This window comes from Streptomyces sp. WMMB303 (assembly GCF_029351045.1).
Taxonomy (GTDB): domain Bacteria; phylum Actinomycetota; class Actinomycetes; order Streptomycetales; family Streptomycetaceae; genus Streptomyces.
The window spans coordinates 472,764-499,177 of record NZ_JARKIN010000001.1; the positions used below are offsets into that span (position 1 = coordinate 472,764).

Here is a 26,414-nt window from a genome sequence, read left to right on the forward strand (position 1 = left end):
AGCCGGACCCGCGCCCTCCGCGGGCCGACGGAGGCCGTCAGCTCAGGGCCGTCTCGATGCGCAGCTCCAGCGCGCCCGCCTCGCTGACCCGCTCGGCGACGGTGCCGTGCGGATCGGGGCGCCCGGCCGGGTAGGCGGCCCGCACCCGGGTGAGCCGGGTGACGGCCTGGTCGTAGCGGCCCAGGTCGACCTCGAGCGCGGCGGCCCGCAACTCCGCGCTCGTCGCCTCGTGCAGGCCGGCCTCGCCGCAGGAGTGAAAGGCCGCGACGGCACGCTCGGCGTACTCGATGCCCCGGGCGTAGCGCTCCACCGCGGAGGCGCCCAGCTCGCCGGGGGCCGGCACCGGCAGCGGTTCGACCAGCAGTTCGGCCGTCTGCCGGTAGGTGTGGCCCACCTCCAGGCGCAGCCTGAGGCGCTGCTCCTCGTCCTGGGGGCCCTCCGGGGAGCGCAGCACCCGGGCGATCTCCTCCTGGGCCGCGGCCATGCATCCCAGCGCCTCCTCGACCGGCGCTCCCGACTCCATGGCCAGCCAGCCCCGGGCGTGCAGCGTACGGATCACCGCGTGCGGATCCCCCAGCTCCCGCCACAGCTCCTCGGCCCGGCCGTACAGCTCGCCCGCCGCGGTGTGCCGGCCGCAGGCACGGTGGGTGTCGGCCGCCAGGTGCGTGACGACGGCGCAGCCGTGCCGGTCCCGCCACCGGTGCGGCGACTCGGCCGCGCGGCGCAGCAGCCGGGCGGCGGCCCGCAGCTGCTCGGGGTGGGTGCAGGACTGGCCGAGCCAGACGCACGCCTGCACGATGCCGGGTTCGTCCTCGCGCTCCAGCAGGCCGCCGAGGGCCTCGACCAGGACGGCTGCCGCCTCGTCGGTCCTCTCCAGGACGAGCAGGCAGCCGCCGAGCCGGAGACCGGCCCGGGTGGCCTCCGCGGCACTGCCCGAAGCGGCCAGCGCGTGCGCCGCGTGCCGGAGCGATTCGGCCTCCTCGGCCAGCAGGCCCTGGGCCGCGTGCACGTCGGCGTGCAGCAGGTGGAGGCGCGCGAGGTCGGCGGACGGACGCCCGTCGGCGCCCGGCCGGTCCTGCAGGGCGCCGCGCAGCACCTCGGCGGCGCGCTTGTGGTCGCCGGTCTCCATCAGCAGCCGGACCAGGCCCAGTTCCGGCCCGGTGGCGGACCAGGGACGGCCCGCCTCGTGGAAGAGGTCGGCGGACTCGGCCAACAGTTCACCCGCGCGCACCGCGTCGCCGCGCCGGGCCGCCAGCGTCCCCCGGGTCTCGACGGCCTCGGCGATCCCTGCCCGGACTGCGGGGTCCCCGCGGTCCGGCAGCGCGAGCGCGACCAGGCCGGCGAGTTCCGCGTCGAGCGCGTCGGTCCCCGGGCCCAGCAGGTCGGCCCGGCCCTCCGTACGCGCCGGTCCGGCGGCGTACTCCGCGTCGGCCGTCGGCGGCCGGTCGGCGCGGTTGGCCGCGTCGAAGGGAGTGCCGCCCTCGTCTCCCCCGCCGTCCTGCGCGCCGCCCAGCTCGTGCGCGCGCAGCCGGGCCCGGGTCAGCAGCACGGCGAGGACGTGCCGGGTGTCGACGCACCCCGCGGCGTGCAGATGCTCGGCCTCGGCGCACAGCGCGTCGAGGGACTCGGGCGGCACGGCCGCCCCCTCGGCGGCGCCGTAGGCGGCGGAAGCGGCCCGCGCGCGGCACACCAGGGCTTCGCCCGGCCGATCGGCTCCGGCGAAGAGACTGGCGGCCTCCGCGAATCCGGCGGCACCGGCCGCCGGATCGGTCCTGACCTCGGCGGCGGACCGGTGGTCGAGGACTTCGGCCCGCTCCACCTCGTCGAGCCGCAACCCCGTACGGGCGACGGCGTCGACAGCCGCGGCCCACCGCTCGGCCGCCTCCGGGTGGCCGACGGCGCTCAGCCGCCGTGCCTGGGCCAGCAGCCGGTGCACTTCCGGCGAACCGGCTCCGGATCCGGCACCGGCCTCCGGACAGGGCTCGGTTCCCTGTCCCGCCACCGGCCCGCCCTCGGCTCCCGCTGCCGCCGCCGGCCCGCCCGGCACAGCGGGGGCCGCGGGCAGCGCGGGGAACATGACGGCGCCGATCCCCAGCGGCAGATGCGGGATCAGCGGCCGGGCGGCGAGTCGGCGGCGCACAGCCGCGCGATGCCCGGTGGTGCCGGCGCGCCGGTCGAAGCGCTCCGCCGTGCCCAGGGCCTGCGCGGCGGCATATTCCAGCAAGGACTCCGCGCGCCAGTCCCGTCCCGGAGGGCCGGGGACCGGAAGGGCCGCGTGCCCCAGGTCGCCGAGCCGCCGCATCAGCAGGGCGACGGCGGACATCCACGCCTGGTGGCCGGCCGCGTCCTGTTGCTCCTCCCACCGCGCCCCGTCCTGCTCGGCGAGGATCTCCAGGCCGCGCGGCTCGTTGCCGGTGCGGGAGCAGAACTCCAGATGCCGGGCGAGCGCGCCGCGCCCGGTCGGCGCCTGACGGACCAGCAGGCAGCCCGCGAGATGCCGGCTCCGCGCCTCCGCGGCGCGGCCGAGGCGCAGCAGCGGCCCCAGTGAGGCGGCCAGCAGGTAGGGGCGCCGGTGGGCGCAGGTGTACTCGCCGCGCAACACCGGTTCCCACATCCGCAGCGCCGCCTCGTCCTGGGCTGCTCCGGCGCCCGGTGCAGCCGCCTCGGCCTCCTCCGCGCGCACGGCGTACGCACGGCCGCGCCAGGCCAGTTCGCAGCCCGCACAGTCGGCGCTGCGGTCGCGTTCCGCCTCCAGCCAGGCGCTGTAGGCGCGCGCGGCCCGCTGCCGGTCGCCGAACCACTGCGCGACCAGGAACTCACGCGCGTACACCGCGCGGCGGGAGAACCCGGCGCGGTCGTGCTCGCGGGCCAGCAGGGTGAGCCACTCCTCGACCTCCGCCACCGGGACGGCCGGGTCGGCGGCCAGGTCCGCCACGACCCAGCGGAGGGACCACAGCAGCGCGAAGGCGTCCTCGGGGTCGAACGCCTCCGGGTCCTCGTCCCGCAGCCGCAGGGCGCGTGCGACGGGGACGGGCGTGGTGCGGGCCGCGGTCCCGAAGGTGCGGCCGGCGGCCAGGTGCAGCAGCGCCGCACCCAGGACGCCCCGGCCCTCCCGAGTGCCCGCCTCCGCTGCCGCCTCGGCCTCCGCGACCAGTTCCTCGGCGCGGGCGACGCGCTCGGGACCGTGCGGGGTCAGGCCGTTCGCCCGGATGTCCGTACGAAGCTCGGCAGGCGTACGGCTGCTGGTCATCGAGCTCTACCTTCTTCCTGGGTCTGCCCCAGCCATTCGTAGGGTTGTGGCACCCAGGGGAGCCGGGTGTGGCTTTCATCGGGCTGCCGATCATGGTTCAGGAGGCTTGGCCGCCCGGTTCCCCACGACGACTCGGCCGCCGATTGGGAAGTGCGAGAAGGTCGCTGTGTAGAGCAATGCCGGCGAGGTCGTCCGTGGTACGAACTGCACCGACGATCTGACGGAGTGCGATGAGCCGGATATGGGCCGGGACCGACTGCGGCAAGACCCACCACCACACGCTGGTCCTGGACGCTGAGGGCGGCACGCTGCTGTCGCGCCGCGTGGCCAACGACGAGCCCGAGCTGCTGCGGCTGATCGCCGATGTCCTGGGCCTCGCGGACGGCCGGGCAGTGACCTGGGCGATGGACATGACCGGCGGCGAGCCGGGCCTGCTGATCAACCTCCTGGCCAACCACGCCCAGGAACTCCTCTACATCCCCGGCGTCGCGGTCAACCGGGCTACCGACAGCTACCGCGGCCAGGGCAAGACCGACGCCCGCGACGCCCGGGTCATCGCTGACCAGGCCCGCATGCGCCGCGACCTGCTGCCCATCCGGCTCGACGATGAGGCAGTCGTCGAACTGAGGCTGCTGACCGACCGCCGCACGGACCTCGTGGCCGAGCGGACTCGCGTCATCAACCGGCTCCGTTCCCTGCTGAACAGCATGTTCCCTGCGCTTGAGCGAGCCCTGGACCTCGACAACACCGGGCCGCTGCGGCTCCTGAGCGGCTACCAGACCCCCACCGCGATCCGGCGGGCCGGCACCAAACGCCTCACGACGTGGCTTCGCAACCGGAAGGTCCGCAGTGCCCAGGCCCTTGCCGAGAAGGTCGTTGAGGCCGCCGAGCGACAGCACACCGCCGTCGCCGGGGAAAACGCCATTGCCACGATGGTCCACACCCTGGCCGGGGAGGTGATGACCCTCAACGAGAAGATCGCCGGGACCGACAAGCTCATCGAGGGCCGGTTTCGTGAGCACGATCTCGCTGAAGTGATCACCTCGATGCCAGGCATCGGAGCCACTCTCGGCGCGGAGTTCCTCGCCGCCGTCGGCGGCACACTGGACGCCTTCCCCACCCCGGACCGCCTCGCGGCCTTCGCCGGAGTCACCCCGGCCCCGAGGGACTCCGGGAAAATCAGTGACAACCTCCACCGGCCAACGCGCTACCACCGACGCCTGCAACGCGTCTTCTACACCTCCGCACTGATCAGCATCCAGTCCGACCCCAACTCCCGCGCCTTCTACGACCGGAAGCGCGCAGAAGGAAAACGCCACGTCCAGGCAGTCCTCGCTCTGGCCCGGCGCCGCGTCAACGTGCTCTGGGCCCTGATTCGTGACCGACGGTGTTACCAGGTGACACCACCCGTTACCACAGCGGCTTGACATCAGCATTGGGAAGCCTCCTGGGCCGGGGTGGAACGGGTCGGGCGGGGTGCGGGTGGGGTGGTGCGCGAAGGGGCAATCCTAGGCTGCGGTGAGCGGTCGGACACACGCGGTCGCGTGCCGCCTCTTCTGTCCGGTGTGGCACCGGTGTTCACTGGGGCTTCGGATGTACGGCACACGGAGGGAGCTGACACACCAGGGGAACGGGATACAGCTCGCACGGGTGACGGGTGACGGGTGACGGGCGGCGCGCGGCGCCGTGGCGGATCTCCGGCGCGCAGGAGTGGTCCTCCGCCCGCGGCCGGGTCCGTCTCCGTCGCACGCTCCGAAGGCGCACACTCGCAACCTCTCGAGGAGGCCCGCACATGGCACAGGACGATCCGACCGGCAGTCACCCCGCACGGCGGGCCCTACTGCGCGGCACGGCGGGCGCGGGCGCGGCGCTGTCGCTGCCGCTGCTCGGCGCCGCCGCCCCCGCGCAGGCGCGGCGCGGCAGGCCGTCAGCGGACTGGGGCGTGCAGACGGGCGACGTGACGGCGTCCTCCGGTCTGGTGTGGGTGCGCGCGGACCGCCGGGCGCGGATGGTGGTGGAGACATCAGCGACCGAGAACTTCCGCAACCCGAAACGATGGCTCGGTCCGGTGGTGGGAGCGGAGACCGACTTCACCGGCCGCACCGCGCTGCACGGGCTGCCCGCGGGCGAGCAGATCCACTACCGGGTGCTCCTGTCCGACCCGGACGATCCGCGGCGCGCGGGCCGGCCGGTGCACGGAACCTTCCGCACGGCACCGGCGCGCCGGCACGATGTGCGCTTCCTGTGGTCGGGCGACCTGGCCGGGCAGGGCTGGGGCATCAACCCCGACCGGGGCGGATATCCGATCTTCGACCGGATGCGGCGGCTGGATCCGGACTTCTTCCTCAACAGCGGCGACACGATCTACGCCGACTCCCCCATCCAGGAGCGGGTGGAGCTGCCGGACGGCAGCATCTGGCGGAACGTCACCACCGAGGAGAAGTCCAAGGTGGCCGAGACGCTGGCGGAGTTCAGGGGAAACTTCCGCTACAACCTGCTGGCCCGGAACCTGCGCCGGTTCAACGCGCAGGTTCCCTCGATCGTGCAATGGGACGACCACGAGGTGCTCAACAACTGGTACCCGGGCGAGATCCTGGACGACGACCGCTACACCGAGAAGGACGTCTCCACCCTCGCGGCGCGCTCGCTGCGGGCCTTCGGCGAGTACTTCCCGGTCGGCACCCTGCCGCCCGGTGACGAGGACGGGCGCGTCCACCGGGTGGTGCGGCACGGTCCGCTGCTGGACGTGTTCGTGCTGGACATGCGGGCCCACCGGAACGCGAACTCGCCCGGCCGCAGCACCGACGACCGCCAGGGCATCCTGGGCGAGCGGCAGTTGCGGTGGCTCAAGCGGGAGCTGTCGCGCTCGCGCGCGGTGTGGAAGGTGATCGCCTCGGACATGCCGCTGGGCCTTGTCGTACCGGACGGCAGTACCGACTTCGAGGCCGTCGCCCAGGGCGATCCGGGCGCTCCGCTGGGCCGGGAGCTGCAGATCGCCGAACTGCTGCGGCACATCAAGCACCACCGCGTCACCGGCACGGTGTGGCTCACCACGGACGTGCACTACACCAGCGCGCAGCGGTACGACCCCGGGCGCGCCGCCTTCGGGGACTTCGCCCCGTTCTGGGAGTTCGTCTCCGGACCGCTGAACGCGGGCGGGTTCAGGGCGCTGAAGCTGGACGGCACCTTCGGGCCCGAGCAGCGGTTCATCCGGGCCCCGGAGCGCGCCAACACCCCGCCGAGCGAGGGAGGGCAGCACTTCGGGCAGGTGGACATCGACGGCTCCACCGGGGAGCTCACCGTTCGGCTGCGCGAGGAGAGCGGCGCGGTGCTGTTCACCAAGACGCTCCGGCCCGGCCGGGTGGGCCAGTGAACCGGGCCGGGTGACGCCGTGACCGCACCGCGGGCCGAGTACAGCTACGCGCCGGTCGGCCGTACCGCGTACGGCGTGACCCCGCCCGGATTCCGCGCGCTGCGGGTCCGCACCCGGCTCGGTACCGGCGGAGCCGTCTTCGCGGCGGCCGCGCGGGCGCTGCTGGAGTGGCGCATGCACCGTGCGATGGGGGTCGGCGTCGAGGCGGCGGCCGACCGCGCCGCACCCGGTGTGCGGGTGACGGTCGGCCTGGGCGTGGGAGCGCTGCGGGTGGGCGGACCGTGCCGAGTGGTGTGGGCCGTCGAGGAGGAGCGGCGCGCCGGATGGGCGTACGGAACGCTGCCGGGCCACCCGCAGCGCGGCGAGGAGGCCTTTCTGGTCGAACACGCGCCCGATGACAGCGTCCGGCTGACCGTGCGGGCTTACAGCGTGCCCGCGGTGTGGTGGACGCGGGCGGCGGGGCCCGTGCTGCCGGTGGTGCAGCGGGGCTACGCCCTCCGGTGCGGACAGGTGCTGCGCAGGCTGGCCCGGGGGTGACAGGTGCGCTCCGCGGGATTCGGCCCGAGGTCCGCGGCACGGCCCCGGATGGCGTGCCGGGCCTGCCGTCGCACGCCCCTGCGCAAATGGGGCGTTTTCCCGGCAGGCACTCCTTTTACGCACCTGTCATATGACGTTCGTGGTCAGGCAATGACCGTCCGCGAGGGTGTGCGTATGGCTGATGACCCTGCCGTGAGGAAGACGGACACCACGACCGGCGGCCCCGCGCGCCGCCGGCGGCGCGCGGCTTCGGCCGCTCGGCGCGGTCTGCGGGTCTGGCGCGTCCGGCCGGGCCGCGGCCGACGGGGACTGCGGGGCGCCGCGGCGGCGGTGCGGCGGTCCCCCGGCCGCGCCACCGCGCTGTGGCGGGTGCGCACGACCGTGCGGGAGGAACCCGGCGCGCTCGCCCGGATCTGCGCCGCCCTGGCGGCGGGCGACGTCGACATCCTCACGCTCCAGACCCACCCGCTCGGCGACCGCACGGTGGACGAATTCCTGCTGCGCGCATCCGACGCGGTGGAGCCGCGGGAACTGACCCGGCTGCTCTCCGAAGCGGGCGGTACCGACACCTGGGTGGAGCGGGCCGACGCGCACGACCTGGTGGACACCCCGACCCGGGTGCTCAACCTGGCCACCAGGGCGGCCCTGGACACGGCCGAACTCCCGTCGGCCCTGCGAGAGCTGCTGGGCCGCTGCTCGATCCGCTCGGTCCCCGGCGACACGCCCGCGGAAGGCGCGCTGGAAGGTACGCTGCTGCGCCTGCCCGACCCTGCCGGAGGAGAGATCGTCGTGGAACGGCACCATGTGCCCTTCACCCCCACCGAGTTCGCGCGGGCGCACGCGCTGGTGGAGCTGGACGCCCGGCTGGGGCGCCGCACCCCGGGGAAGCGGCAGCCGCTCACTCTGCCCGGCGGCCGTGCCGTCACCATCCGGCGCGCCGACGAGGAAGACCTGGAGGCCGCGCTGGCCATGCATGCCCGCTGCTCGAAGCAGACGCTCACTCAGCGGTACCACGGCCCCGTCAAGGACGCCGACCGCTATCTGCGGCATCTGCTCTCTCCCCGGTTCGGCCGCACCCTGGCGGTGGAGTCGGCCGCGGGCGAGCTGGTGGCGCTCGGGCACCTGCTGTGGGACGGCGACGAGACCGAGGCGGCACTGCTGGTCGAGGACGACTGGCAGCACCGCGGCATCGGCACCGCCCTGCTGCGGCGGCTGACCGGCATGGCCCGCGAGGCCCGCTGCGAGAGCGTCTACGCGGTGACCCGGTCCTCCAACACCGGCATGGTCGCGGCGATGCGCGGGCTGGGGCTGCCGCTGGACTACCAGATCGAGGAGGGCACGTTGGTGGTGACCACGACCCTGGTACCCGCCGCGGTCGCGCCCCGCTGAGCCCCTGCCCCGCCGCGGCGCCCGCCGGCCGCACCCGGGCGCCGGCCCCGTGCCCCACCCGGGTCGGCCCGGTGCTGACGGAACGGGTTCCGGCGTACGAGGATGGGCCCATGTCCGATGCGATCAACACAGCGACCCCCGGCCCCCTGCCCCGCCAGGTGGCAGACACCTACGTCGACGCACTCGTCGAGCTCGACCCGCTCACCGGCACCTACCTCGGGGTGCCCGAGTGCCACGGCAGGCTGCCGGACTTCTCTCCCGCCGGGCAGGAGGCGACGGCCGTCCTGAACCGCACCACGCTGGAGGAGCTGACCGCTGCGGAAGCCCGGCCGGGCGCCGAGAGCGACGAGGAGCGGCGCTGCGCCCGGCTGCTCCGCGAGCGGCTCACCGCCGAACTGGCCGTCCACGAAGCCGGCGAGGGACTGCGCGCCGTGAGCAACCTGAACTCGCCGCTGCACGCGGTGCGCGGCATCTTCACGGTGATGCCCTCCGAGACGGAGGAGGACTGGCAGGCGGTCGCCGCCCGGATGCGGGCGATGCCGGTCGCGCTGGACGGATACCGGGCCTCGCTTGACGAGGGGCTCGCCCGGAAGCTGTACGCCGGGCCCCGCCAGGTCGCCACCGTGCTGGAACAGCTCGCGCAGTGGCTGGGCGAGAAGGACGCGGAGGACGACCGGGGCTGGTTCGCGGAGTTCGCCGGCGGCTGCCCCGACAGCCTCCGGTCGGAACTGGGCGAGGCTGCGGCCGAGGCCACCCGCGCCGTCGCTGAACTGCGCGACTGGCTGCGGGACGTGTACGCGCCGGGTGTCGCCGGCACACCGGAGACGGTGGGTCGCGAGCGGTACGCGCGCTGGGCGCGCTACTGGAACGGCGCGGACCTGGACCTGGAGGAGTCCTACCGCTACGGCTGGCAGGAGTTCCACCGGCTGCTGGCCGAGATGCGCACCGAGGCGGAGAAGATCCTGCCCGGCGCCCGGACCCCCTGGGAGGCACTGCGCCACCTGGACACCCACGGCGAGGCCGTGGAAGGCGTCGACGAGGTCCGCGAGTGGCTCCAGGCGCTGATGGACGAGGCGATCGCCGAACTGGACGGCACCCACTTCGAACTCGCCGAACCGGTACGCCGGGTGGAGGCCCGCATCGCCCCGACCGGCAGCGCGGCCGCGCCGTACTACACGCAGCCGTCGCTGGACTTCTCCCGGCCGGGCCGCACCTGGCTGCCGACCATGGGCGAGACCCGTTTCCCGGTCTACGACCTGGTCACCACCTGGTACCACGAGGGCGTGCCCGGACACCATCTGCAGCTCGCGCAGTGGACGTACGTCGCCGACAAGCTCTCCCGTTACCAGACGACCGTGGGCATGGTCAGCGCCAACGCCGAGGGCTGGGCGCTGTACGCCGAGCGGCTGATGGACGAGCTGGGCTTCCTGACCACGCCGGAGCGGCGGCTGGGCTATCTGGACGCGCAGATGATGCGCTCCACCCGGGTGATCGTCGACATCGGCATGCACCTGGAGCTGGAGATCCCCGCCGATTCGCCCTTCCACCCGGGCGAGCGGTGGACTCCGGAGCTGGCCCAGGAGTTCTTCGGCATGCACAGCGGGCGGCCCGCGGACTTCGTGGAGAGCGAGCTGGTGCGCTACCTGGGGATGCCGGGGCAGGCCATCGGCTACAAGCTGGGCGAACGTGCCTGGCTGGAGGGCCGCGCGGCCGCGCAGCGCGCGCACGGCGCCGCCTTCGACGCCAAGGCGTGGCACATGGCGGCCCTCTCCCAGGGCTCCCTCGGTCTCGACGACCTGGTGGCGGAGCTGTCCGCACTCTGAACCGGCGCGCGGTGCTGCCGGACCGGTCCCGGGGCGGGGCCGGCAGCACCGGGCCGGGCGGTCGGGCGGTGCGTCGGTCCTGGTCGTCCGCGCGGGCCCGGCCGCCGTCCGGACCGCGGGTCAGGTGTCGGCCGGGGCGGCCCGGTGGCGCAGGGTGGAGCCTGCGCGTGCCTTGACGACCTCCAACTGGGCGGGCACCCGGCGGCGCAGGTCGGCCACATGGCTGACGATGCCGACGCAGCGGTCCCGCTCGCGCAGCGAGTCGAGGACGTCCAGCACCTCGTCCAGCGTCTGCTCGTCCAGACTGCCGAAGCCCTCGTCGATGAAGAGGGTCTCCAGCCGGGTGCCGCCGGCCTCCTCGGTCACCACGTCGGCCAGCCCGAGGGCGAGGGCCAGCGAGGCGAAGAAGGTCTCGCCGCCGGAGAGGGTGGCGGTGTCCCGCTCGGCGCCCGTCCAGGCGTCCACGACGTGCAGCCCGAGCCCGGACCTGCCCCGCCCGCCGGACCGTTCGTCGGAGTGCACGAGCGTGTAGCGGCCGCCGGACATCCGGCCGAGCCGCGCCGAGGCGGCGGCCGCGACCTGTTCGAGCCGGGCGGCCAGCACATAGGATTCCAGCCGCATCCGGCGCTCGTTCTCCGGTGAGGTGCCGGCGGCCAGCCCGGCCAGCCGGGCGACACGCTCGTAGGAGCCGCGCAACGGCGCCACCCGCCGGGCGCGCTCGGCGCCCCGTTCGCCCAGTCCGTCCAGCGCCTCCACCCGGCCGCGCGCGGCGTGCAGTTCGGCATCCGCGGCCCGGAGCCGTCCCTCGGCGGCCTCGGCGGCTGCCCGTGCCGCCTCCGGCTCTGCCGCGGGCCGGTCCGCGGCGGCGGCGAGCTCGGGGTCGGCCAGCTCCTCCGCCACGGCGGCCTCCTCGGCCTGCCGGCGCTCCAGCCGGGTGCGCAGCTCGCGCTGCCGGGGCTCGGGCAGCACGGCATCCTCCGCTTCCCCGGGTGCGGCGAAGCCGGCGCGGCCGGCCGCCTCCGACCGCTGCGCGGCGGCCTCGGTGAGCCGGTCGGCGGTGTGGGCGGCCGCCCTTACCGCCTCGGCGGTACGGGAGAGCAGCCCGACCCGGCGTTCCAGCTCGGCGCAGCGGGCGGCGACGCTGGGCGCTTCGCCGCGCGCCCTGGTCAGCCGCTCGGTGAGCGCTACCAGTTCACGCTGGAGTGCCTCCCGGGTCGAGGTGCGCGCGGCGGCGCGGCGCTCGGCCTCCTGGCGGGCCGCGGTCCGCTCGGCGTGCTCCCGCTCGGCGGCGGCCAGCGCCTCGCGGGCCTCATGGGTGCCGGACGCCTGGGCGCGGGCCCGCGCGTGCTCCTGCTCCAGGGCGGTGACGGCATCGGCCAGTTGCTCGGTGCCGCCGTCGGGCGCGCCCCCGGCGTCGGCTCCTTCCCCGGTCGCGTCGGCCGCTGCTTCGGCTGCCGCCTCGGTGCGGCTGTCGCGCAGTGCGGCCAGCCGCTGTTCGGCCGAGCGGTGGTGCTCGGCCGCCTGCTGCGAGCGGGCCAGCGCCTCCTCCTCTGCCGCCCGGTCCACGTGGCCGGGCTCCGCGCGGGCCGGATCGGGGTGTTCGGTGGCGCCGCACACGGTGCAGGGGGCGCCCGCGGCCAGGTTCGCGGCGAGCTCCGCCGCGATGCCGCGCAGTCGGCGCTCCCGCACCGCGAGCCAGTGCTCCTTGGCGTCGGCGGCCTCCTCGCGGGCCCGGCGCCGCACCTCGCGGGCCGACTCGATCTCGGCGTCCAGCCGGTCCCGGCGGTGCGCGGCCTGCAGGCGGGCGCGGGCGGGGTGCAGCCGGCCCGCCAGGTGTTCTGCGCGGGTGGCTGCCTCCAGTGCCTCGGCCACCCGCCGTTCGAGCCCGTGCCGCTGCTCCTCCCAGCCGGCCAGCCACTCCCCCGTCTCGCGGAGCAGGTCGTCGTCGGTCCGGGACTCGGCCTCCAGTCGGCGCAGTTCGGTCTCGATCGCGGCGGCGCGCGGTTCCTCCTCGCGGGTGACCCGCAGTGCCCCCAGTTCCTGCCGCAGTTCGCCTTCCAGTGCTGACAGCCGGTCGGGGCCGGCGTCGGTGAGGGTGTGCGGGAGGTCCGCGCGCGCCTCCCGTTCCGCGGTCCGGGCCCGGGCGTGTTCCTGCTGTGCGGTGCTGTGCAGCCGCAGCGCGGGCAGCACCGTGTCGGCAGCCTGCGCCCGCTCCAGCCGCTGCCGCTCCGCGTCCCGCTCCGCGGCGCCGGCCGCCAGCTCCTCGGCGCGCTGCCTGGCATGCGCGAAACGCTGCTGGGCGCGAGCCAGGTCCCGGACCGCTTCCAGCTCCCGGGCGGCCTCCGCGTGGCGTGCCCGGGCATGGTCCGCGGCGAGCGCTGCGGCGGTGCTGCGTTCCCGCGCATAGCTCCTGGCCTGCGCCGCCCAGGCCAGGACCGAGTCGGTCAGACCGGGGGCGCCGGGGGCGAGCGCGTCACGCGCGGGGGACTCGGCGGGCGGCGCCGCTTTGCCACGGGCGCCGCCGCGGGCGCGGACGCTTCCGCTGCCGCGGGTGTCCGGCGCCGAGCCGCGGGCCGGGCCGGTGCGCTGGCCGGGAAGCGGGTCGGGAAGGGTGTGCGCGGGTCCTTCGGCGAGCTCCGCGGGGTCGCCGACTGCCTGCCGCATCCGGTGGGCGAGGGCCAGCAGTTCCTCGTCGGCAGCGACGACCTCGCGCTGGGCGCTCTTGCGCATCCGCGCGAGTTCCTCCTCGACGGCGGCGAACCGGCCGGTGTCGAAGAGCCGGCCCAGCAGCTTCGCGCGGTCCTCGGCCCCGGAGCGCAGGAACCGGGCGAAGTCGCCCTGCGGCAGCAGCACGACCTGGCAGAACTGTTCCTTGCTCATGCCGAGGGACTGCCCGATCTCCTCACCGATCTCCTGGTGGGAGCGGCTGAGCCCCTGCCACTGGGCTGCGGCCGGGTCCCAGGCGCGCAGTTCGCAGCGGGCGCGTTCGCGGGTGAGGCCGCTGCCCCGGGTCTTGGGCCGGAGCTGCTCGGGAGCGCGGGTGACCTCCAGCCGCCGGCCGGCGACGGTGAGGTCGAGGACGACCTGGGTGCGCACGCGCGGATCCGCGTGGTCGCTGCGCAGGGTGCCGCCGGGCTGCTGACGGGCGCCGGGCACGCCGCCGTAGAGCGCGAAGCAGACGGCGTCCAGCACCGAGGTCTTGCCCGCGCCGGTGGCACCGTGCAGCAGGAACAGCCCGGCCGAGGAGAGCGTGTCGAAGTCCACGGTGTGCGTGCCGGCGAACGGGCCGAAGGCGGTGAGGGACAGTCGGTGGAGCCTCAACGGGCCACCGCCCGGGCACCGTCCCGGCTCGGGCGCCGGCCGTCGGCCGGAGTCCGCGCCGTGCCCGGGGCGGCCGACGCGTCCGGCTCGGCCTCGGCGACGCGGACGGCCTCCAGCGCCTGTCCGAGCATCTCGCGCTCCTCGGGCGCCGCCTGCTGCCCGGGGCGTACATGGCCGACGAAGTCCTCGGCGATCTGCCGGTCGGTGCGGCCGCTGAGCCGTACGGCGTAGGAGCGGGCGTCGCCGTCCTCCTCCCGGTCGGGCGCGAGGACGAGACTGACGGTGTGCGGGAAGCGCGCGGCCAGCCGGGCCATCGGGTCGTGCGGGCGGGCCGCGTCGGTGAGGGTGGCCTCCACCCAGGAGTCGGCGTGCTGCTCGAGGGCCGGATCCTCCAGCAGTTCCGCCAGCCTGCCGCGCAGCCGGGCGAGCGGCCGGGGGACGGGGCAGGGCAGCCGCTCGGCCGCCGGTTCGCCCGCGGGGCCGAGGTCGACCAGCCACATGGACTTCGGGTGCCCGGCCTCGGAGAACGAGTAGGCGATCGGGGTGCCGGAGTAGCGGATCCGCTCGGAGAGGGTCTGGCAGTTGTGCAGGTGGCCGAGCGCGACGTAGTCGATCCCCTCGAAGACCGAGGCGGGCACCGAGGCGACACCGCCGACGGTGATGTCGCGTTCGCTGTCGCAGACTTCGGCGCCGGTCACGAAGGCGTGGGCCAGCACGACGGAGCGCGTCCCGGCCGGACGGCCGGCGAGGTCCGCGCGGATCCGGTCCGTCGCTGCGCGGAGCACGGCGGTGTGGCCGCCGCGCTCCGCGCCGAGCGTCTCCCGCACCAGCGAGGGCTCCAGGTAGGGCACTCCGTAGACGGCCACCGGACCGCCGCCGTCGGCGGGTTCGAGGAGTACGGGAGTGCCGCACTCGCGGGGGTCGGTGCGCAGGTGGATCCCGGCGCGGCCGAGGAGTTTCGCACCGACCCCCAGCCGGCGTGCCGAGTCGTGGTTTCCGGAGATCATCACGGTGGGTACGCCGAGGTCCGCGAGGCGGGAGAGCGTCCGGTCGAACATCTCGACGGCGGCGAGAGAGGGGACCGCGCGGTCGTAGACGTCGCCGGAGACCAGCACGGCGTCCACCGCCCGCTCCTCGACGGTGGCGACCAGGTGGTCCAGGAAGGCGCGCTGGGCGTCGAGGAGGCTCACGCGGTGGAAGCTCCGGCCCAGATGCCAGTCCGAGGTGTGCAGCAGACGCATGGTCAACGACCTTAAGGCCCACCACCGACATCGCGTGCCCGCGGGCCCGTTCCCCGGCCGCGCCGACCCGGCGGGCGCGCCGTGGGACGGCTCAGACCGTACCGAAGGCCTCGCCGCCCACCTCGACTCGCGCACTGCCCGCTGTCGCGTCGGCCAGCCAGCTGCGGAAGTCGGCCAGGTCGGCGTCGGGCAGGCCGATCTCGATGGCGACCTCCGCGCCGTAGCGCACCTCGCGCACCTGGCGTCCGGTGGCGCGCAGTTCGTTCTCCAGGCGCCCGGCGCGCTCGTGCCCGACCGTGACGGTCAGCAGCCGGAAGCGGCGCCTGGTGACGGTCCCCACGGCGTCCAAAGCCTCGCCGACCGCGCCTCCGTAGGCGCGGATCAGGCCGCCCGCGCCCAGTTTGACGCCGCCGAAGTAGCGGGTGACGACGGCGACCGCGTACCGCACCTCGCGGCGCAGCAGCATCTGGAGCATCGGCACTCCCGCGGTGCCGCCCGGCTCGCCGTCGTCGTTCGCCTTCTGGGTGCCGGCGTCGGCACCGATGACGTAGGCCGAGCAGTTGTGGTTGGCGCCGGGGTGCTGCCTGCGGATCCGGGCGATGAACTCCTGGGCCTCGGCCTCCGTGGCCGCGGGCGCGAGAGCGCACAGGAAGCGGGAGCGGTTGACCTCCGTCTCGTGCACGCCCTCCCCGGCCACGGTGACGTACTCCGCTGGTCCTGGGGGCTGCTCCTGCTGTGCGTGCTGCTCCTGGTGCATCCCGCCAGCCTATGGCCGCGGCCGCGGGAATCGGCGGGGGGTACCGTCCGTTGTGGCACAGAGCCGGCCTGCCGCGGAGGAGTGAGTGATGTACGGCGATACCGGGACGGTGCGGGAGATTCTCACCGGGCTGGGTGACACCTGGGCGGTGGTGGGGCTGTCGCAGAACGCCTCGAGGCCCGCCTACGGGGTGGCAGAGGTGCTGCAGCGGTTCGGCAAACGGGTCGTTCCGGTCCACCCGAGCGCGGAGACGGTGCACGGCGAGCGCGGCTACGCGACACTCGCGCAGGTCCCGTTCCCGGTGGACGTGGTGGACGTGTTCGTCCGCTCCGAGCTGGCGGGGCAGGTGGCCGACGAGGCGGTGGCGATCGGCGCCAGGGCTGTCTGGTTCCAGCTCGGCGTGGTGGACGAGGCGGCCTGGGAGCGTACCCGGGCGGCCGGGCTCCGCATGGTGATGGACCGCTGCCCGGCCATCGAGATCCCCCGGCTGGGCTGAGCGCTTCGCCCGTGCCTCAGGCCCGGATCCGCCTCCGACGTTCGTGGTGGACGACGAGCCCGGGCCGCCCGGCCGTCTCGCGGCGTGTGCGGCGGGCCGGATCGAGGATCGGCCGGCGGCGCGGGTCAGCCCGCGCGGGCTGTTCGGCTTCGTCTTCGACGTCTGCGCCGACGAGCGCTACCGCGCCCGGGGGTTCGCCAGGCCCTCCACGACCTCGGCGCCCGGCAGTGCGGCCAGGGCCTTGCCGGGCACGATCAGCTTCCCCCGGCGGCTGCCGCTGCCGATCAGCACCCAGGGCAGCGCGACGGCTTCGGCGTCCAGCAGCAGGGGCCAGCCGGCGGGCAGGCCGACGGGGGTGATACCGCCGTACTCCATGCCGGTCTCGGTGACCGCGGTCTCGTGCGGGGCGAAGGAGACCTTCCGGGCGCCGAGGCCGCGCCGGACCGCTCCGTTGACGTCGAGGCGGCCGCCGGAGGGCACCACGCAGCCCGCGAGAGTGCGGGTCCCGCTCTGTTTGGCGGCGACGATCACGCAGTTGGCGGAGGTCTGCAGCAGGTCCTCGCCGTACGTCTCGACGAAGACCGCGGTGTCGGCCTTGTCCGGATCGGTGTCGACGTACAGCAGGTGCTCGGCGGGAACAGTGCCGCTCCAGCCGCGGACCGCGGCGGCGACGGGGGCTGCCAGTCGGTCCAGGACCCCGGGGGCCGGCCTGGCGTTGTCGAAGTCTCCGATGGGCGCACGCATACCGGTACCCTAGCCAGCCCGCGCCGCCCGGTCAGCGCGGTGCGGGGACCGAGACGGCCATGGTCATCTCGACGCTCTCCGGCCCGTCGTTGCGGTAGCCGTGCGGGACGTGGGATTCGAAGCACGCGGAGGTCCCGGCCGGAACCGTGTACACGTCGCCGTCCACCTCGAGGACGAGCGTGCCGGTCGTGACGTGCACGAGTTCGGTGGTGCCCAGCGGGTGCGGATCGGAACTGCTGGCGTCTCCCGGCGCCAGCTTCCAGTGCCACAGCTCCAGTGGACCGGGCGCCTCGGTGCCGGCGAGCAGGGTGCTGTGGCTGCCCGCCTCGGTGGACCACAGCCGCACCGCCTGCTCCGGCGGCACCAGGCGGACCTGCGGCTCCTGATCGAAGTCCAGCAGCGAGGTGATGCTGACGCCGAGTGCGTCGCCGATCTTGACGACGGTGCCCACGCTGGGGTTGGTGCGGGCCTGTTCGATCTGGATGAGCATGCCCCTGCTGACACCGGCCCGCGCCGCGAGGGCGTCGAGGGTGAAGCCGCGCTCGGCCCGCAGATGTTTCAGGTTGCGGGCCAGCGCCTGCGTGAGGTGGTCGAGGTCCGTCACGATGTTCCACACCATCCAAAATATTAAATGACAGAGTGCATTGAGGTGTACTACGGTGTGCTGGACTTGAGCGTTCACCACACTGTACTGCGAGGGAATCCGCCATGACCGCTGTCTTCGCGCTGGCCACCAGCCTCCTGTGGGGGCTGGCCGACTTCGGCGGCGGGCTGCTCAGCAAGCGGCTGCGCGAGCTGACGGTGGTGGTCGTCTCGCAGGGCGCGGCCTGTCTGGTGCTCGGCGTCATCGTGCTCGTCACCGGCGCCTGGAGCGAACTGGACGCGCGCCTGCTGTGGTGCGCGGTGGCGGCCGGGGCGATCGGGCCGGTGTCGATGCTGTGCTTCTACCGGGCACTGGCCGTCGGTCCGATGGGCGTGGTCTCGCCCGTCGCCACCCTCGGCAGCGTCGCCGTGCCGGTGGCCGTCGGCATGGCCCTGCACGGTGAACGGCCGGGCCCGCTCCAGGCCGTGGGCACCCTGGTCGCCGTCACCGGAGTGGTGCTGGCCGGCGGCGTGGGCGGCGGAGGCGCACCCGTGCAGCGGCGCACAGTCCTGCTCACCCTGATCGCGGCCTCCGGGTTCGGCGCGACGATGAGCCTGGTCGCCGAGGCGTCCACGACACTCGCGGGACTCTTTCTGACGCTGTTCGTGCAGCGGGTGGTCAACCTCGTCGTGGGCGGCGGAACGCTCTGGGTCTCGGTGCGGCGCGGCACACCGGCGCTGCCCGAGGAGGGTCTGCGGGCGGTGTGGACGGCGCTGCCCGCGCTGGCCTTCGTCGGCCTGGCCGACGTCGCCGCCAACGGTACGTACGCCGTCGCCGCGCAGCACGGCCCGGTCACGGTCGCAGCCGTCCTGGCCTCGCTCTACCCCGTCGTCACCGCGCTCGCCGCACGGAGCGTGCTCCAGGAGCGGCTGCGCGCGCTGCAGACCACGGGCGCCGGGCTGGCGCTGCTGGGCACAGTCCTGCTGGCCTCGGGCTGACCGGAGCACCGGCTCAACCGCCGGCCGAGCCGCCGGGCGGCTCGGCGTCCGGCGCGGCGGGCAGGTCGGCGAGGGCGACCAGCTCCTGCGGACTGACCCCCTCGGGAACGGGCACCGGCGGCGGGGTGCGCAGCGGCGGCTGCCACCCCTGCTCCGGGTCCAGCCGGCGGACCACCTTGGCGGGGGCACCCGCGACCACGGCGTGGTCGGGTATCTCACCCCGCACCACGGCTCCCGCCGCGACCACCACGTTGCGCCCCAGCGTCGCGCCGGGCAGGACGACGGCCCCCGCGCCGATCCAGCTCCCCGCGCCGATCTCCACCGGTGCGGTGCGCGGCCACTGCTTGCCGACCGGCAGCTCCGGATCGTCGTAGGAGTGATTGGTGGAGGTGATGTAGACGTACGGGCCGCAGAACACGTCGTCGCCGAGGCTGACCCGGGTGTCCGCGATGACGTGGCTGCCCCGGCCCAGCACCACGCCGTTCCCCAGCCGCAGCACCGTCTCCGGTCCCAGCTCCAGGTCCGGCATCATGCCCGCCGTCAGCGTGACGTCCTGGCCGACAATGCAGTGGTCGCCGAGTTCGATCCATGGTGTCCCGAAGAGCGTCCCCTGCGGAAAGGCGAGCCGTGTCCCGGTCCCGATGCGGCGGAACGCGTACGGCCCCGGGCGTCGCGCGGTGACGGCCCCCGCCTGCCGGGCCCGACGCCAGAGGCCGTGTACGGCGCGGGAGGTGAGGGAGGAGAACGTGTTCCTGAGGGATGGCACGCCGTCACCGTAGCGCCCCGGCACCGCCCCGCCCCGGTGAGGTTCCTCACCGGTAACCTCGGGTGGCGCTTTCGCCGGGCGCGGGGTGCGCAGCCGCCGTGAACAGGGGCATGCCCGGGCGCGGAGAGGCTCAGGAGGCCGCCGGCCGTTCGCCGACGGTCGCACCGCGGTGCTGCTCGGCCAGGTCCACATAGCCGAGCGCGTTGAGGCGCACGCCCTCGAACTCCTCGTCGGTCAGCTCCCGCCGCACCTTGCCGGGCACCCCGGCCACCAGCGAACCGGGCGGCACCACGGTCCCCTGCGGCACCAGGGCCTGGGCCGCAACCAGGGAACCGGCACCGATACGGGCGCCGTTGAGGACGGTGGCGCCCATGCCGATCAGCACGTCGTCCTCGACCGTGCAGCCGTGCAGCACGGCGTTGTGGCCCACGGTGACCCGGGCGCCGACCTCGACGGGGAAGCCGGGGTCGCCGTGCACGGTGCAGTTGTCCTGCACGTTGCTGCCCTCACCGAGCACGATGGGGGCGGCGTCGGCCCGCAGTACGGCGCTGTACCACACGCTCGCCCCGGCCGCCAGGGTGACGTCTCCCGCGAGTACCGAGGTCGGCGCGTTGAACGCCGTGGGATCCAGTCGCGGTGCGTGCCCGCCGACCGTCACGATCAGCCCGTGCTGTGTCACGTTGCTCTCCACTCCGGATGTCTCGCCGTCCGGTCCCGCTCAGTCGCCGACCGGGGCCGACGGGGTGCCCTCGTGTTCGGGCCGTCGGGGACGGCCGTCCGCGACCGCGGCGGGGGCGTCCTGCTGGGCCGCGGCGTGCTCGGTACGGTGCTCCTCGACCGCTTCGGCGGCCACCTTCGCGGCCCGGCGTTTGACGAGCACCATGGAGGCGAGGCCGATCAGCACGGCGGCCACCAGCCCGAGCCAGGAGAAGCGCTTGAGCCATGCCTCGGCGACGACACCGACGTAGTAGATGACCGCTGTGGTGCCGCCCGCCCACACCACGCCGCCCAGCACGTTCGCGGTCAGGAACTTCCAGTACGGCATCTTCAGCACACCCGAGAGCGGCCCCGCGAAGATCCGCAGCAGGGCGATGAAGCGGCCGAAGAAGACGGCCCACATGCCCCACCGCTGGAAGGAGCGCTCGGCGGTGGCCACATGGCTGGGGCCGAAGTGCTTGGGGAACTTCCCGCCCAGCCAGTCCAGGAGCGGCTTGCCGCCTCTCCGGCCGATGGCGTACCCGATCGAGTCACCCACGACGGCGCCGACCGTGGCGCAGGTCCCCAGGATCAGCGGATCGATGTGCCCCTGCTGCGAGGACAGCAGCGCGGAGCTGACGAGGACGATCTCCCCCGGCAGCGGGATCCCCAGGCTCTCCAGCCCGATGACGACCCCCACCAGGAGGTACACGCTGACGGCCGGAACGTTCTCCAGCCAGTCCTGGATGTGCAACTGCGGCTTCCTCTCATGACATCGGAGCACGAGCTGCCATGACGGCACGAATTCGGAAGCCTACTCGACCGCGCGCCGGCCCGCGCCCACTGCCTCGCGCGCCGCTCTCCGGCCGGCGGGGGCTGGACCGGACCGGCGGCGCGGCGTGGCGTCAGTCGTTGGGCCGCAGGGTCCACACGACGGTCATCTCGCTGGTGACCGCGCCGTCGGGGCGGCGGAGCGCGACCCGGACCGGGAACTCGGGGCGCTCTCCCCGGTCCAGCTCGGCGACCACCTCGGCGGCCGGGCGGCCGAGCTCGGCGGTGGCGGTGACCACGCCCTTGGCGATCTTCTTGAAGTCCATCTCGGCGCGTACCGGCAGCGGGACGGCGCGGGAGAGCTGGTCGGCGAACGCGGCCAGGGTCACCGCCCCGGTCGCGGACTCGGCTAGCGTGAACATCGCACCGGCGTGCGGGCCGCCCACGTGGTTGTGGTACTCGCTCTGGTCGGGCAGGGAGACGACGACACGTTCCGGCGAGGTCTCCAGGTATTCCAGGTTGAGGGTGCGGGCCATGGGCACGGAGGCCCGCATCAGCTCACCGATGTCCGGCTGCGACTGTGTGGTCATGGCCGCACGTTACCACTGAGTAACTCGGCGCGGGAGAATCGTTCCTTCCCGCTTCGGCCCCATTCGTGTAGCGGGTCCGTACCGATCCAGGACCGGCCGTGGCCAGTGCTACGACCGCACCATAGGGTTGTCGCCCATGTGGCCAGGACAGCAGCCGCCCGGGGGCGAGCAGAACCCGCAGCAGCCGAACCCGTACCAGCAGCCCGGGTACGGGCAACCGAACCCGTACCAGCAACCCGGCTACGGGCAGCAGCCGTCGGGCCAGCAGCCCGGGCAGGGGCAGCCGCCGGGCCCGCCGGGCTACGGCCAGCAGCCCGGGCAGGCTCCCCACCCCTACGGGCAGCCGGGTGGGCCGGGACAGTCGGGACAGTGGGGCCCGGGGAGCATGCCGGGCAGCCCGCAGCCGCAGTCACCCAAGGGCGGAGGCGGCGGAGGCGGCCGGAACAAGACGATCGCCATCGCGATCGTCGCCGCGGTCGCGGTCATCGCCGCGACGGTGGCCGGGGTCGTCGTCCTCGGCGGCGACGACTCGGGCGGGGGCAAGAAGAACGAGGCCGACAAGACCTCCTCGCCCTCGGTGAAGACGAAACCGGAGAAGAGCGAGAAGGCCGAGCCGGGAGGCGGCGGCGCCTCCAAGGACCCCTCGGACCCGGTGGTGAAGGGCTGGCAGACCGTCGTCAACCCCAAGTGGTACTCGGCCTTCGACGTCCCGGACAACGACGACTGGACCCTCGCGAGCACGGGCACCATCACCGGATTCGAGGACGACAAGGGCAAGGTCCTGGTCGCCATGTCGGCGCCCGCCTACTACAAGGACGACTGGTGCAAGCGCAGCAGCCGCGCCGGCGTCGGCACCAAGGGCGCGCAGGGCTCCAAGGACACCAAGGAGGCGGCGCGGATCGCGGCCGGCAACTTCGCGATCGCCGGCTACGACCAGAAGCAGAAGGGCACCCTCAAGGTCTCCAAGCCCAAGCCGTTCAAGAACGAGCACGGCATCAAGGGCCACACCGTCACCGCCAAGATCACCGGAGCCCCCAAGGAGGACAAGTGCTCCACGAGTGCGGGCAAGGTCGTCACGGTCTCCTGGATCAACAGCAACGGTGACCTGGCGATCTGGGTCCTCTACACCGACGCCGGCGTCAAGGACGAAGTACCGGACGCCACCATCGAGAAGATGACGGGCAGCCTCCGCGACTACGACGGCGGCGGGGACGAGCCCCGCGGCTGACCGGGCAGACCCCAGGGGCCACGGGACCGGCTGCGACGGCGCCCTCAGTCCAGACTGAAGGCGCCGTCCGGCGGTTCGGGGGACGGCACGGCGTCGCCGTCCTCGACCGCACGAACACCCCGCGTGAAGCGCTCCAGCTCCGTCCCGTGCTCGACCCGGGCCGGGAACGGGTCGGCCGAGCAGCGGCGGGCCAGTTCCCCGACCGGCTGCTCCGCGTGCGAGGCGAGCAGCAGGATGTTGCCGAACCGGCGGCCGCGCAGCACCGCGGGCTCCGCGACGAGCGCGAGCTGCGGGAAGACCGCGGCGAACGTGGCCAGTTGGGAGGCGAGGAAGCGGAACGGCGCGGCGTCGGCGAGGTTGGCCACATACAGGCCGCCGGGCCGCAGCACCCGCGCCGCCTCGCGTGCGTACGGCAGGGTGGTCAGATGCGCGGGCATCCGCGAACCGCCGTACACGTCGGAGACCAGGACATCGGCACCGGCCGCGGGCGAGGACTCCAGCACGGCCCGCCCGTCGGCCGCCTCCACCGTGACCGCGGCACCGTCCGGGAGCGGCAGATACTCGGCGACGAACGCGCTCAGCTCCGCGTCCGGTTCGGCCACCCGCTGCCGGGAGCCGGGACGGGTCGCGGCGAGGTAGCGGGGCAGGGTGAGCGCTCCCCCGCCGAGGTGGAGCACGTCCAGCGGCGCTGCGGGCGGTGCGGCGAGGTCCAGCAGATGGCCGACCCGGCGCGCGTACTCGAACTCCAGGTGCCCGGGCTCGTCGAGGTCGACGTAGGACTGCGGGGCTCCGTCCAGCGTCAGCAGCCAGGCCCGGCTCCGGTCGATGTCCGGCAGCAGCTTGGCCGTGCCGCCCGCGACGGTTCGGATGCGGGGTATCTGCTCCCCGCCGGCGTCGGTCTCCACCTCTCCATTGTGCGGGCCCGCCGCAGCCTCAGCGCACCCCGGTCCCGGGGTGCCGAGGGCGCGGCACACGCTCCGGCAGCGGCACATAGGTGTCGACGGCGTCCAGCAGCGCCTCGATCGAGCCCGTCCAGCGCGGATCGCCCTCGAGGGCGCGGCGGGCGGAGACCCGCACGGCCGGGACGGCCGGGAGGTTCTCCCCGGCGAAGCCGTGCGTCGCCAGCAGCGCCCGCGCCTGGTACTCGACCCGTTCGCTCAGCTCGTCGCTGCCCGCGTCGGCCATGGTGAGGGCGACGACCAGATGGGCGAGGCCGCCGCGACGCGCGAGCGCGAGCTGCTCGGCGGTTCCCGGACGCACGCCCTCGCGCACGGAGACGACGAGCAGCGCACCGTCCAGCCCGGCGCGGGCCCGTGAGGCGTCCGTACGCGCCCGGACCGTCGTACCGCCGCCGGGGTACGGGCCGGTGCCGGGCACCGCGCGCAGGGCAGGGTCCAGCACGGTGTAGTGCCGCGTGTCGGTGGCGTAGCGGAAGCACCGGGAGCGCTGCCTGCGCGCCACCGGATGGCCGTCCGGGCGAGCGGCTGCCGCGCGCCCCGGCTCCGGCCCGCGGGGAGCCGCCCCGAGGCCGCGGGCGGCCAGCGCGGCGGCCAGCGTGGTCTTGCCGTGCCCGGGATGGCCCAGCGTGCCGATGGTGAGGTGGGGGACGGGGAACGGGGCGGTGCGCGGGTGGCTGAGGCCGGACATGGGAGCCCTCCAGGACCGGTACGGACGAGTCGGGACCCCGGAAAGCAGCCCGACCCTCCCCTGTGGGGTCCTCGGCCGGTCCGGGAGGGTCAGCGTCGGCGGGGACGGCCGCCGGGCGGAACGGAGTGGATGTGCGCGCCCGCCGTCGGCAGGAGGGCAGCCCGCGCGGCGGCCGCCACCGCGGCCGGAGCACAGAGAAGGGGCAGCCCGAGCACCCCGAGATGATCGCCCGTTCAACCACCGCCCGTCGAACGGTTTTCGGCAATCACCGCACGGCGGCTTTCCGGCCCTGGTCGAAGCGGACATGGCCACCCGGGGAACAGCTCTGCGGAACCGCGCCTTTCGGGCATTCCGCCCGGCTTCGACCGGCGGGGGAACCGATTCGTCGGTTACGCTCCCAGCGTGCCCGTCCCCGCCACGCAGCCAGACGGACTCCCCGGCCGTCTCACCCGGACGCTGCTCTCACCATGGTTCCGCCTCGCCCTGCTCGTCGCACTGCTGTGCGCGGCCGCGACGGCGATGCTGCTGTACGAACCCCAGCGCCTGCTCGCCCAGGGCTGGCCCCCGGAGATCGCCGGGGGCGCGGCCGTCGCCCTTTTCGGCGCCGCCTACGGGGTGTGCACCGCGGCCTTCGTCCCGCGCCCCGTACTCAACGTGGCGGCCGGTGTCCTCTTCGGCGCGCAGGCGGGCACCTTCTCGGCGACGGCCGGCACGGTGATCGGCGCGGGCATCGCCTTCGGGCTGGGCCGGATGCTCGGCCAGGACGCCCTGCGCACCCTGCTGCGAGGCCGCTGGCTGTCGTCCGCCGACCGGCAGTTGAGCCGGCACGGGTTCCGCTCGATGCTGATCATCCGGCTGCTGCCGGGCGTGCCGTTCGCGGCTTCGAACTACGGCGCGGCCGTCTCCCGGATGCGCTGGCTCGCCTTCCTGAGCGCGACCGCGCTGGGCTCGGTACCCAACACCGCGGCCTATGTCATCGCCGGGAGCAGCGCCGCGACTCCGACCTCGCCGGTCTTCCTGGCCTCGTTCGCCTTCATCACGCTCTCCGGGCTGGCCGGTGCTGTGATCGCCTGGCGCAAGCGCGCCCAGTTGCGGGGCACCGCTCAGGGCGAGGAGACGGCTCCCGGGTCCGCCAACCCGCCCGAGGCCCGCACCCCCGCCGCCCCTCCGGCACCGGTCCCCCACCCGTGACCCCTACTACCACAGGGACGAGCTCCGCAGCAGATGTCTTGGTTTGAATCCTTCGTCCTCGGACTCGTCCAGGGACTGACCGAGTTCCTCCCGATCTCCTCCAGCGCCCATCTCCGGCTGGTCGCCGCCTTCGCGGGGTGGCAGGACCCCGGTGCGGCCTTCACCGCCGTCACCCAGATCGGCACCGAGACCGCCGTCCTGATCTTCTTCCGGAAGGACATCGGCCGGATCCTCGCGGCCTGGTTCCGCTCCCTCTACAGCCCGGCGGCCCGCAGCGACCACAACGCGAAGACGGGCTGGCTCGTCATCGTCGGCTCCATCCCGATCGGAGTGCTGGGACTGACCTTCAAGGACCAGATCGAAGGCCCGTTCCGCGACCTGCGGCTGATCGCGTCCACGCTGGTGGGCCTCGGCATCGTGCTGGGCATCGCCGACCGGATGGCCGCCCGCGACACCAAGGGCGGCCGCCACCGGGCACGGCGGGAGCGGAAGTCCCTGGAACAGCTCAACGTACGCGACGGACTGATCTACGGCTGCGCCCAGGCGCTGGCACTGGTACCCGGGGTGTCCCGGTCCGGCGCCACCATCAGCGGCGGACTGTTCATGGGCTACCGGCGCGAGGCCGCCGCCCGCTATTCCTTCCTGCTCGCCGTGCCCGCGGTCCTGGCCTCCGGGCTGTTCGAACTGGCGGACATCGGCGAGGGCCACGTCTCCTGGGGACCGACCCTCTTCGCCACCGCACTGGCGTTCGTGGTGGCCTATGGCGTCATCGCCTGGTTCATGCGGTTCATCTCCACCCGCAGCTTCATGCCGTTCGTCATCTACCGGATCCTGCTCGGAGCGGCCCTCTTCGCCCTGATGGCGGCAGGCGTCCTCAGCCCGCACGCGGGCGAGTCGGTGGGCTGAGCGCACCGCGGCACCGGACGTCCGCGGCCCGCGCCCCGGACTCCCGGGGCTGAGCCGGGAAGTCCGGGCCGGACCGGGAAGGAGCGGGCCGGACCGGAAAAGGCTTC

General features: G+C 74.3%; 22 protein-coding genes. 10 read left to right on the top strand and 12 right to left on the bottom strand.

The features are described 5' to 3' along the window. Positions 1-37: 37 nt before the first annotated feature. Entirely contained in the window at positions 38-3,250 is a 3,213-nt protein-coding gene (locus P2424_RS02250; RefSeq protein ID WP_276474121.1) for a hypothetical protein, read from the bottom strand. Positions 3,251-3,480: 230 nt separating this feature from the next. On the opposite strand from P2424_RS02250, the gene P2424_RS02255 reads away from it, so the two are divergent. The 5 genes from P2424_RS02255 (at position 3,481) to P2424_RS02275 (ending at position 10,372) form a co-directional block, all read left to right on the top strand. Further along, on the top strand, positions 3,481-4,677 hold the full coding sequence (locus P2424_RS02255) for an IS110 family transposase (protein ID WP_276474122.1): 1,197 nt from the start codon (positions 3,481-3,483) through the stop codon (positions 4,675-4,677). A 365-nt stretch (positions 4,678-5,042) separates the two neighbouring features. Next, the gene (locus P2424_RS02260) at positions 5,043-6,623 is read left to right on the top strand and encodes an alkaline phosphatase D family protein (protein WP_276474123.1); all 1,581 of its coding nucleotides are present in this window, start codon (positions 5,043-5,045) and stop codon (positions 6,621-6,623) included. Positions 6,624-6,641: 18 nt separating this feature from the next. Beyond that, positions 6,642-7,160 (top strand): DUF1990 domain-containing protein, encoded by a 519-nt coding sequence (locus P2424_RS02265; RefSeq protein WP_276474124.1) that lies wholly within the window; start codon positions 6,642-6,644, stop codon positions 7,158-7,160. A gap of 174 nt (positions 7,161-7,334) precedes the next feature. Continuing rightward, a complete protein-coding gene (locus P2424_RS02270; RefSeq protein WP_276474125.1) occupies positions 7,335-8,549 on the top strand; it encodes a GNAT family N-acetyltransferase in 1,215 nt (404 codons plus the stop codon). 110 nt (positions 8,550-8,659) lie between these two features. Then, complete coding sequence (locus P2424_RS02275; protein WP_276474126.1) at positions 8,660-10,372, top strand: DUF885 domain-containing protein; 1,713 nt, start codon at positions 8,660-8,662, stop codon at positions 10,370-10,372. Positions 10,373-10,492: 120 nt separating this feature from the next. On the opposite strand, the gene P2424_RS02280 is transcribed toward P2424_RS02275, so the two are convergent. The 3 genes from P2424_RS02280 to P2424_RS02290 form a co-directional block, all read right to left on the bottom strand. Continuing rightward, the gene (locus tag P2424_RS02280; protein WP_276474127.1) at positions 10,493-13,693 is read right to left on the bottom strand and encodes an SMC family ATPase; all 3,201 of its coding nucleotides are present in this window, start codon (positions 13,691-13,693) and stop codon (positions 10,493-10,495) included. Next, on the bottom strand, positions 13,690-14,934 hold the full coding sequence (locus P2424_RS02285) for an exonuclease SbcCD subunit D (RefSeq protein ID WP_276474128.1): 1,245 nt from the start codon (positions 14,932-14,934) through the stop codon (positions 13,690-13,692). Before P2424_RS02285 ends, P2424_RS02280 begins: the two co-directional genes overlap by 4 nt. A 91-nt stretch (positions 14,935-15,025) precedes the next feature. After that, positions 15,026-15,691, bottom strand: a complete 666-nt coding sequence (locus tag P2424_RS02290; RefSeq protein WP_276474129.1) for a YigZ family protein — start codon at positions 15,689-15,691, stop codon at positions 15,026-15,028. Between the two features lie 88 nt (positions 15,692-15,779). On the opposite strand from P2424_RS02290, the gene P2424_RS02295 reads away from it, so the two are divergent. Beyond that, positions 15,780-16,187: a CoA-binding protein gene (locus tag P2424_RS02295; RefSeq protein ID WP_276474130.1), complete on the top strand. Its 408-nt coding sequence runs from the start codon at positions 15,780-15,782 to the stop codon at positions 16,185-16,187. A gap of 177 nt (positions 16,188-16,364) precedes the next feature. Here P2424_RS02295 and P2424_RS02300 read toward each other — a convergent pair whose 3' ends face one another. Together P2424_RS02300 and P2424_RS02305 are read right to left on the bottom strand one after the other, a co-directional pair. Further along, positions 16,365-16,931, bottom strand: coding sequence for a YbaK/EbsC family protein (locus tag P2424_RS02300; protein WP_276474131.1), 567 nt, complete (start codon positions 16,929-16,931; stop codon positions 16,365-16,367). Positions 16,932-16,962: 31 nt separating this feature from the next. Next, positions 16,963-17,550 carry an XRE family transcriptional regulator gene (locus P2424_RS02305; RefSeq protein WP_276474132.1) on the bottom strand — a complete coding sequence of 196 codons (588 nt, stop codon included), beginning with the start codon at positions 17,548-17,550 and terminating at the stop codon, positions 16,963-16,965. An 89-nt stretch (positions 17,551-17,639) separates the two neighbouring features. Between P2424_RS02305 and P2424_RS02310 the strand changes: the two genes are divergently transcribed. Then, complete coding sequence (locus P2424_RS02310; RefSeq protein ID WP_276474133.1) at positions 17,640-18,512, top strand: DMT family transporter; 873 nt, start codon at positions 17,640-17,642, stop codon at positions 18,510-18,512. Positions 18,513-18,525: 13 nt separating this feature from the next. Here P2424_RS02310 and P2424_RS02315 read toward each other — a convergent pair whose 3' ends face one another. From P2424_RS02315 to P2424_RS02330, 4 genes are all read right to left on the bottom strand, one after another. Further along, positions 18,526-19,278 carry an acyltransferase gene (locus P2424_RS02315; protein ID WP_276474134.1) on the bottom strand — a complete coding sequence of 251 codons (753 nt, stop codon included), beginning with the start codon at positions 19,276-19,278 and terminating at the stop codon, positions 18,526-18,528. A 130-nt stretch (positions 19,279-19,408) separates the two neighbouring features. Then, positions 19,409-19,957 carry a gamma carbonic anhydrase family protein gene (locus P2424_RS02320; RefSeq protein ID WP_276474135.1) on the bottom strand — a complete coding sequence of 183 codons (549 nt, stop codon included), beginning with the start codon at positions 19,955-19,957 and terminating at the stop codon, positions 19,409-19,411. A gap of 39 nt (positions 19,958-19,996) precedes the next feature. After that, entirely contained in the window at positions 19,997-20,728 is a 732-nt protein-coding gene (locus P2424_RS02325) for a DedA family protein (RefSeq protein WP_276474136.1), read from the bottom strand. A gap of 151 nt (positions 20,729-20,879) precedes the next feature. Beyond that, on the bottom strand, positions 20,880-21,335 hold the full coding sequence (locus P2424_RS02330; RefSeq protein WP_019357259.1) for a DUF4442 domain-containing protein: 456 nt from the start codon (positions 21,333-21,335) through the stop codon (positions 20,880-20,882). A 136-nt stretch (positions 21,336-21,471) separates the two neighbouring features. On the opposite strand from P2424_RS02330, the gene P2424_RS02335 reads away from it, so the two are divergent. Next, complete coding sequence (locus P2424_RS02335; RefSeq protein WP_276474137.1) at positions 21,472-22,563, top strand: hypothetical protein; 1,092 nt, start codon at positions 21,472-21,474, stop codon at positions 22,561-22,563. 44 nt (positions 22,564-22,607) lie between these two features. Here the strand turns inward: P2424_RS02335 and P2424_RS02340 are convergent, their stop codons facing one another. Continuing rightward, complete coding sequence (locus tag P2424_RS02340; RefSeq protein WP_276474138.1) at positions 22,608-23,468, bottom strand: fused MFS/spermidine synthase; 861 nt, start codon at positions 23,466-23,468, stop codon at positions 22,608-22,610. 28 nt (positions 23,469-23,496) lie between these two features. Then, a complete protein-coding gene (locus tag P2424_RS02345) occupies positions 23,497-24,210 on the bottom strand; it encodes a GTP-binding protein (protein WP_276474139.1) in 714 nt (237 codons plus the stop codon). A 402-nt stretch (positions 24,211-24,612) separates the two neighbouring features. Here P2424_RS02345 and P2424_RS02350 point away from each other — a divergent pair, with 402 nt between their 5' ends. Together P2424_RS02350 and P2424_RS02355 are read left to right on the top strand one after the other, a co-directional pair. After that, the gene (locus tag P2424_RS02350) at positions 24,613-25,401 is read left to right on the top strand and encodes a TVP38/TMEM64 family protein (protein ID WP_276474140.1); all 789 of its coding nucleotides are present in this window, start codon (positions 24,613-24,615) and stop codon (positions 25,399-25,401) included. 33 nt (positions 25,402-25,434) lie between these two features. Continuing rightward, positions 25,435-26,307: an undecaprenyl-diphosphate phosphatase gene (locus tag P2424_RS02355; protein ID WP_276474141.1), complete on the top strand. Its 873-nt coding sequence runs from the start codon at positions 25,435-25,437 to the stop codon at positions 26,305-26,307. Positions 26,308-26,414: the final 107 nt, after the last annotated feature.

Excerpts from the sequence above, each read along its gene's own strand:
- P2424_RS02250 (WP_276474121.1), bottom strand. The coding sequence starts at position 3,250 with ATGACCAGCAGCCGTACGCCTGCCGAGCTTCGTACGGACATCCGGGCG.
- P2424_RS02255 (WP_276474122.1), top strand. The coding sequence starts at position 3,481 with ATGAGCCGGATATGGGCCGGGACCGACTGCGGCAAGACCCACCACCAC.
- P2424_RS02260 (WP_276474123.1), top strand. The coding sequence starts at position 5,043 with ATGGCACAGGACGATCCGACCGGCAGTCACCCCGCACGGCGGGCCCTA.
- P2424_RS02270 (WP_276474125.1), top strand. The coding sequence starts at position 7,335 with ATGGCTGATGACCCTGCCGTGAGGAAGACGGACACCACGACCGGCGGC.
- P2424_RS02275 (WP_276474126.1), top strand. The coding sequence starts at position 8,660 with ATGTCCGATGCGATCAACACAGCGACCCCCGGCCCCCTGCCCCGCCAG.
- P2424_RS02285 (WP_276474128.1), bottom strand. The coding sequence starts at position 14,934 with ATGCGTCTGCTGCACACCTCGGACTGGCATCTGGGCCGGAGCTTCCAC.
- P2424_RS02290 (WP_276474129.1), bottom strand. The coding sequence starts at position 15,691 with ATGCACCAGGAGCAGCACGCACAGCAGGAGCAGCCCCCAGGACCAGCG.
- P2424_RS02295 (WP_276474130.1), top strand. The coding sequence starts at position 15,780 with ATGTACGGCGATACCGGGACGGTGCGGGAGATTCTCACCGGGCTGGGT.
- P2424_RS02300 (WP_276474131.1), bottom strand. The coding sequence starts at position 16,931 with ATGCGTGCGCCCATCGGAGACTTCGACAACGCCAGGCCGGCCCCCGGG.
- P2424_RS02305 (WP_276474132.1), bottom strand. The coding sequence starts at position 17,550 with ATGGTGTGGAACATCGTGACGGACCTCGACCACCTCACGCAGGCGCTG.
- P2424_RS02310 (WP_276474133.1), top strand. The coding sequence starts at position 17,640 with ATGACCGCTGTCTTCGCGCTGGCCACCAGCCTCCTGTGGGGGCTGGCC.
- P2424_RS02330 (WP_019357259.1), bottom strand. The coding sequence starts at position 21,335 with ATGACCACACAGTCGCAGCCGGACATCGGTGAGCTGATGCGGGCCTCC.
- P2424_RS02335 (WP_276474137.1), top strand. The coding sequence starts at position 21,472 with ATGTGGCCAGGACAGCAGCCGCCCGGGGGCGAGCAGAACCCGCAGCAG.
- P2424_RS02345 (WP_276474139.1), bottom strand. The coding sequence starts at position 24,210 with ATGTCCGGCCTCAGCCACCCGCGCACCGCCCCGTTCCCCGTCCCCCAC.
- P2424_RS02355 (WP_276474141.1), top strand. The coding sequence starts at position 25,435 with ATGTCTTGGTTTGAATCCTTCGTCCTCGGACTCGTCCAGGGACTGACC.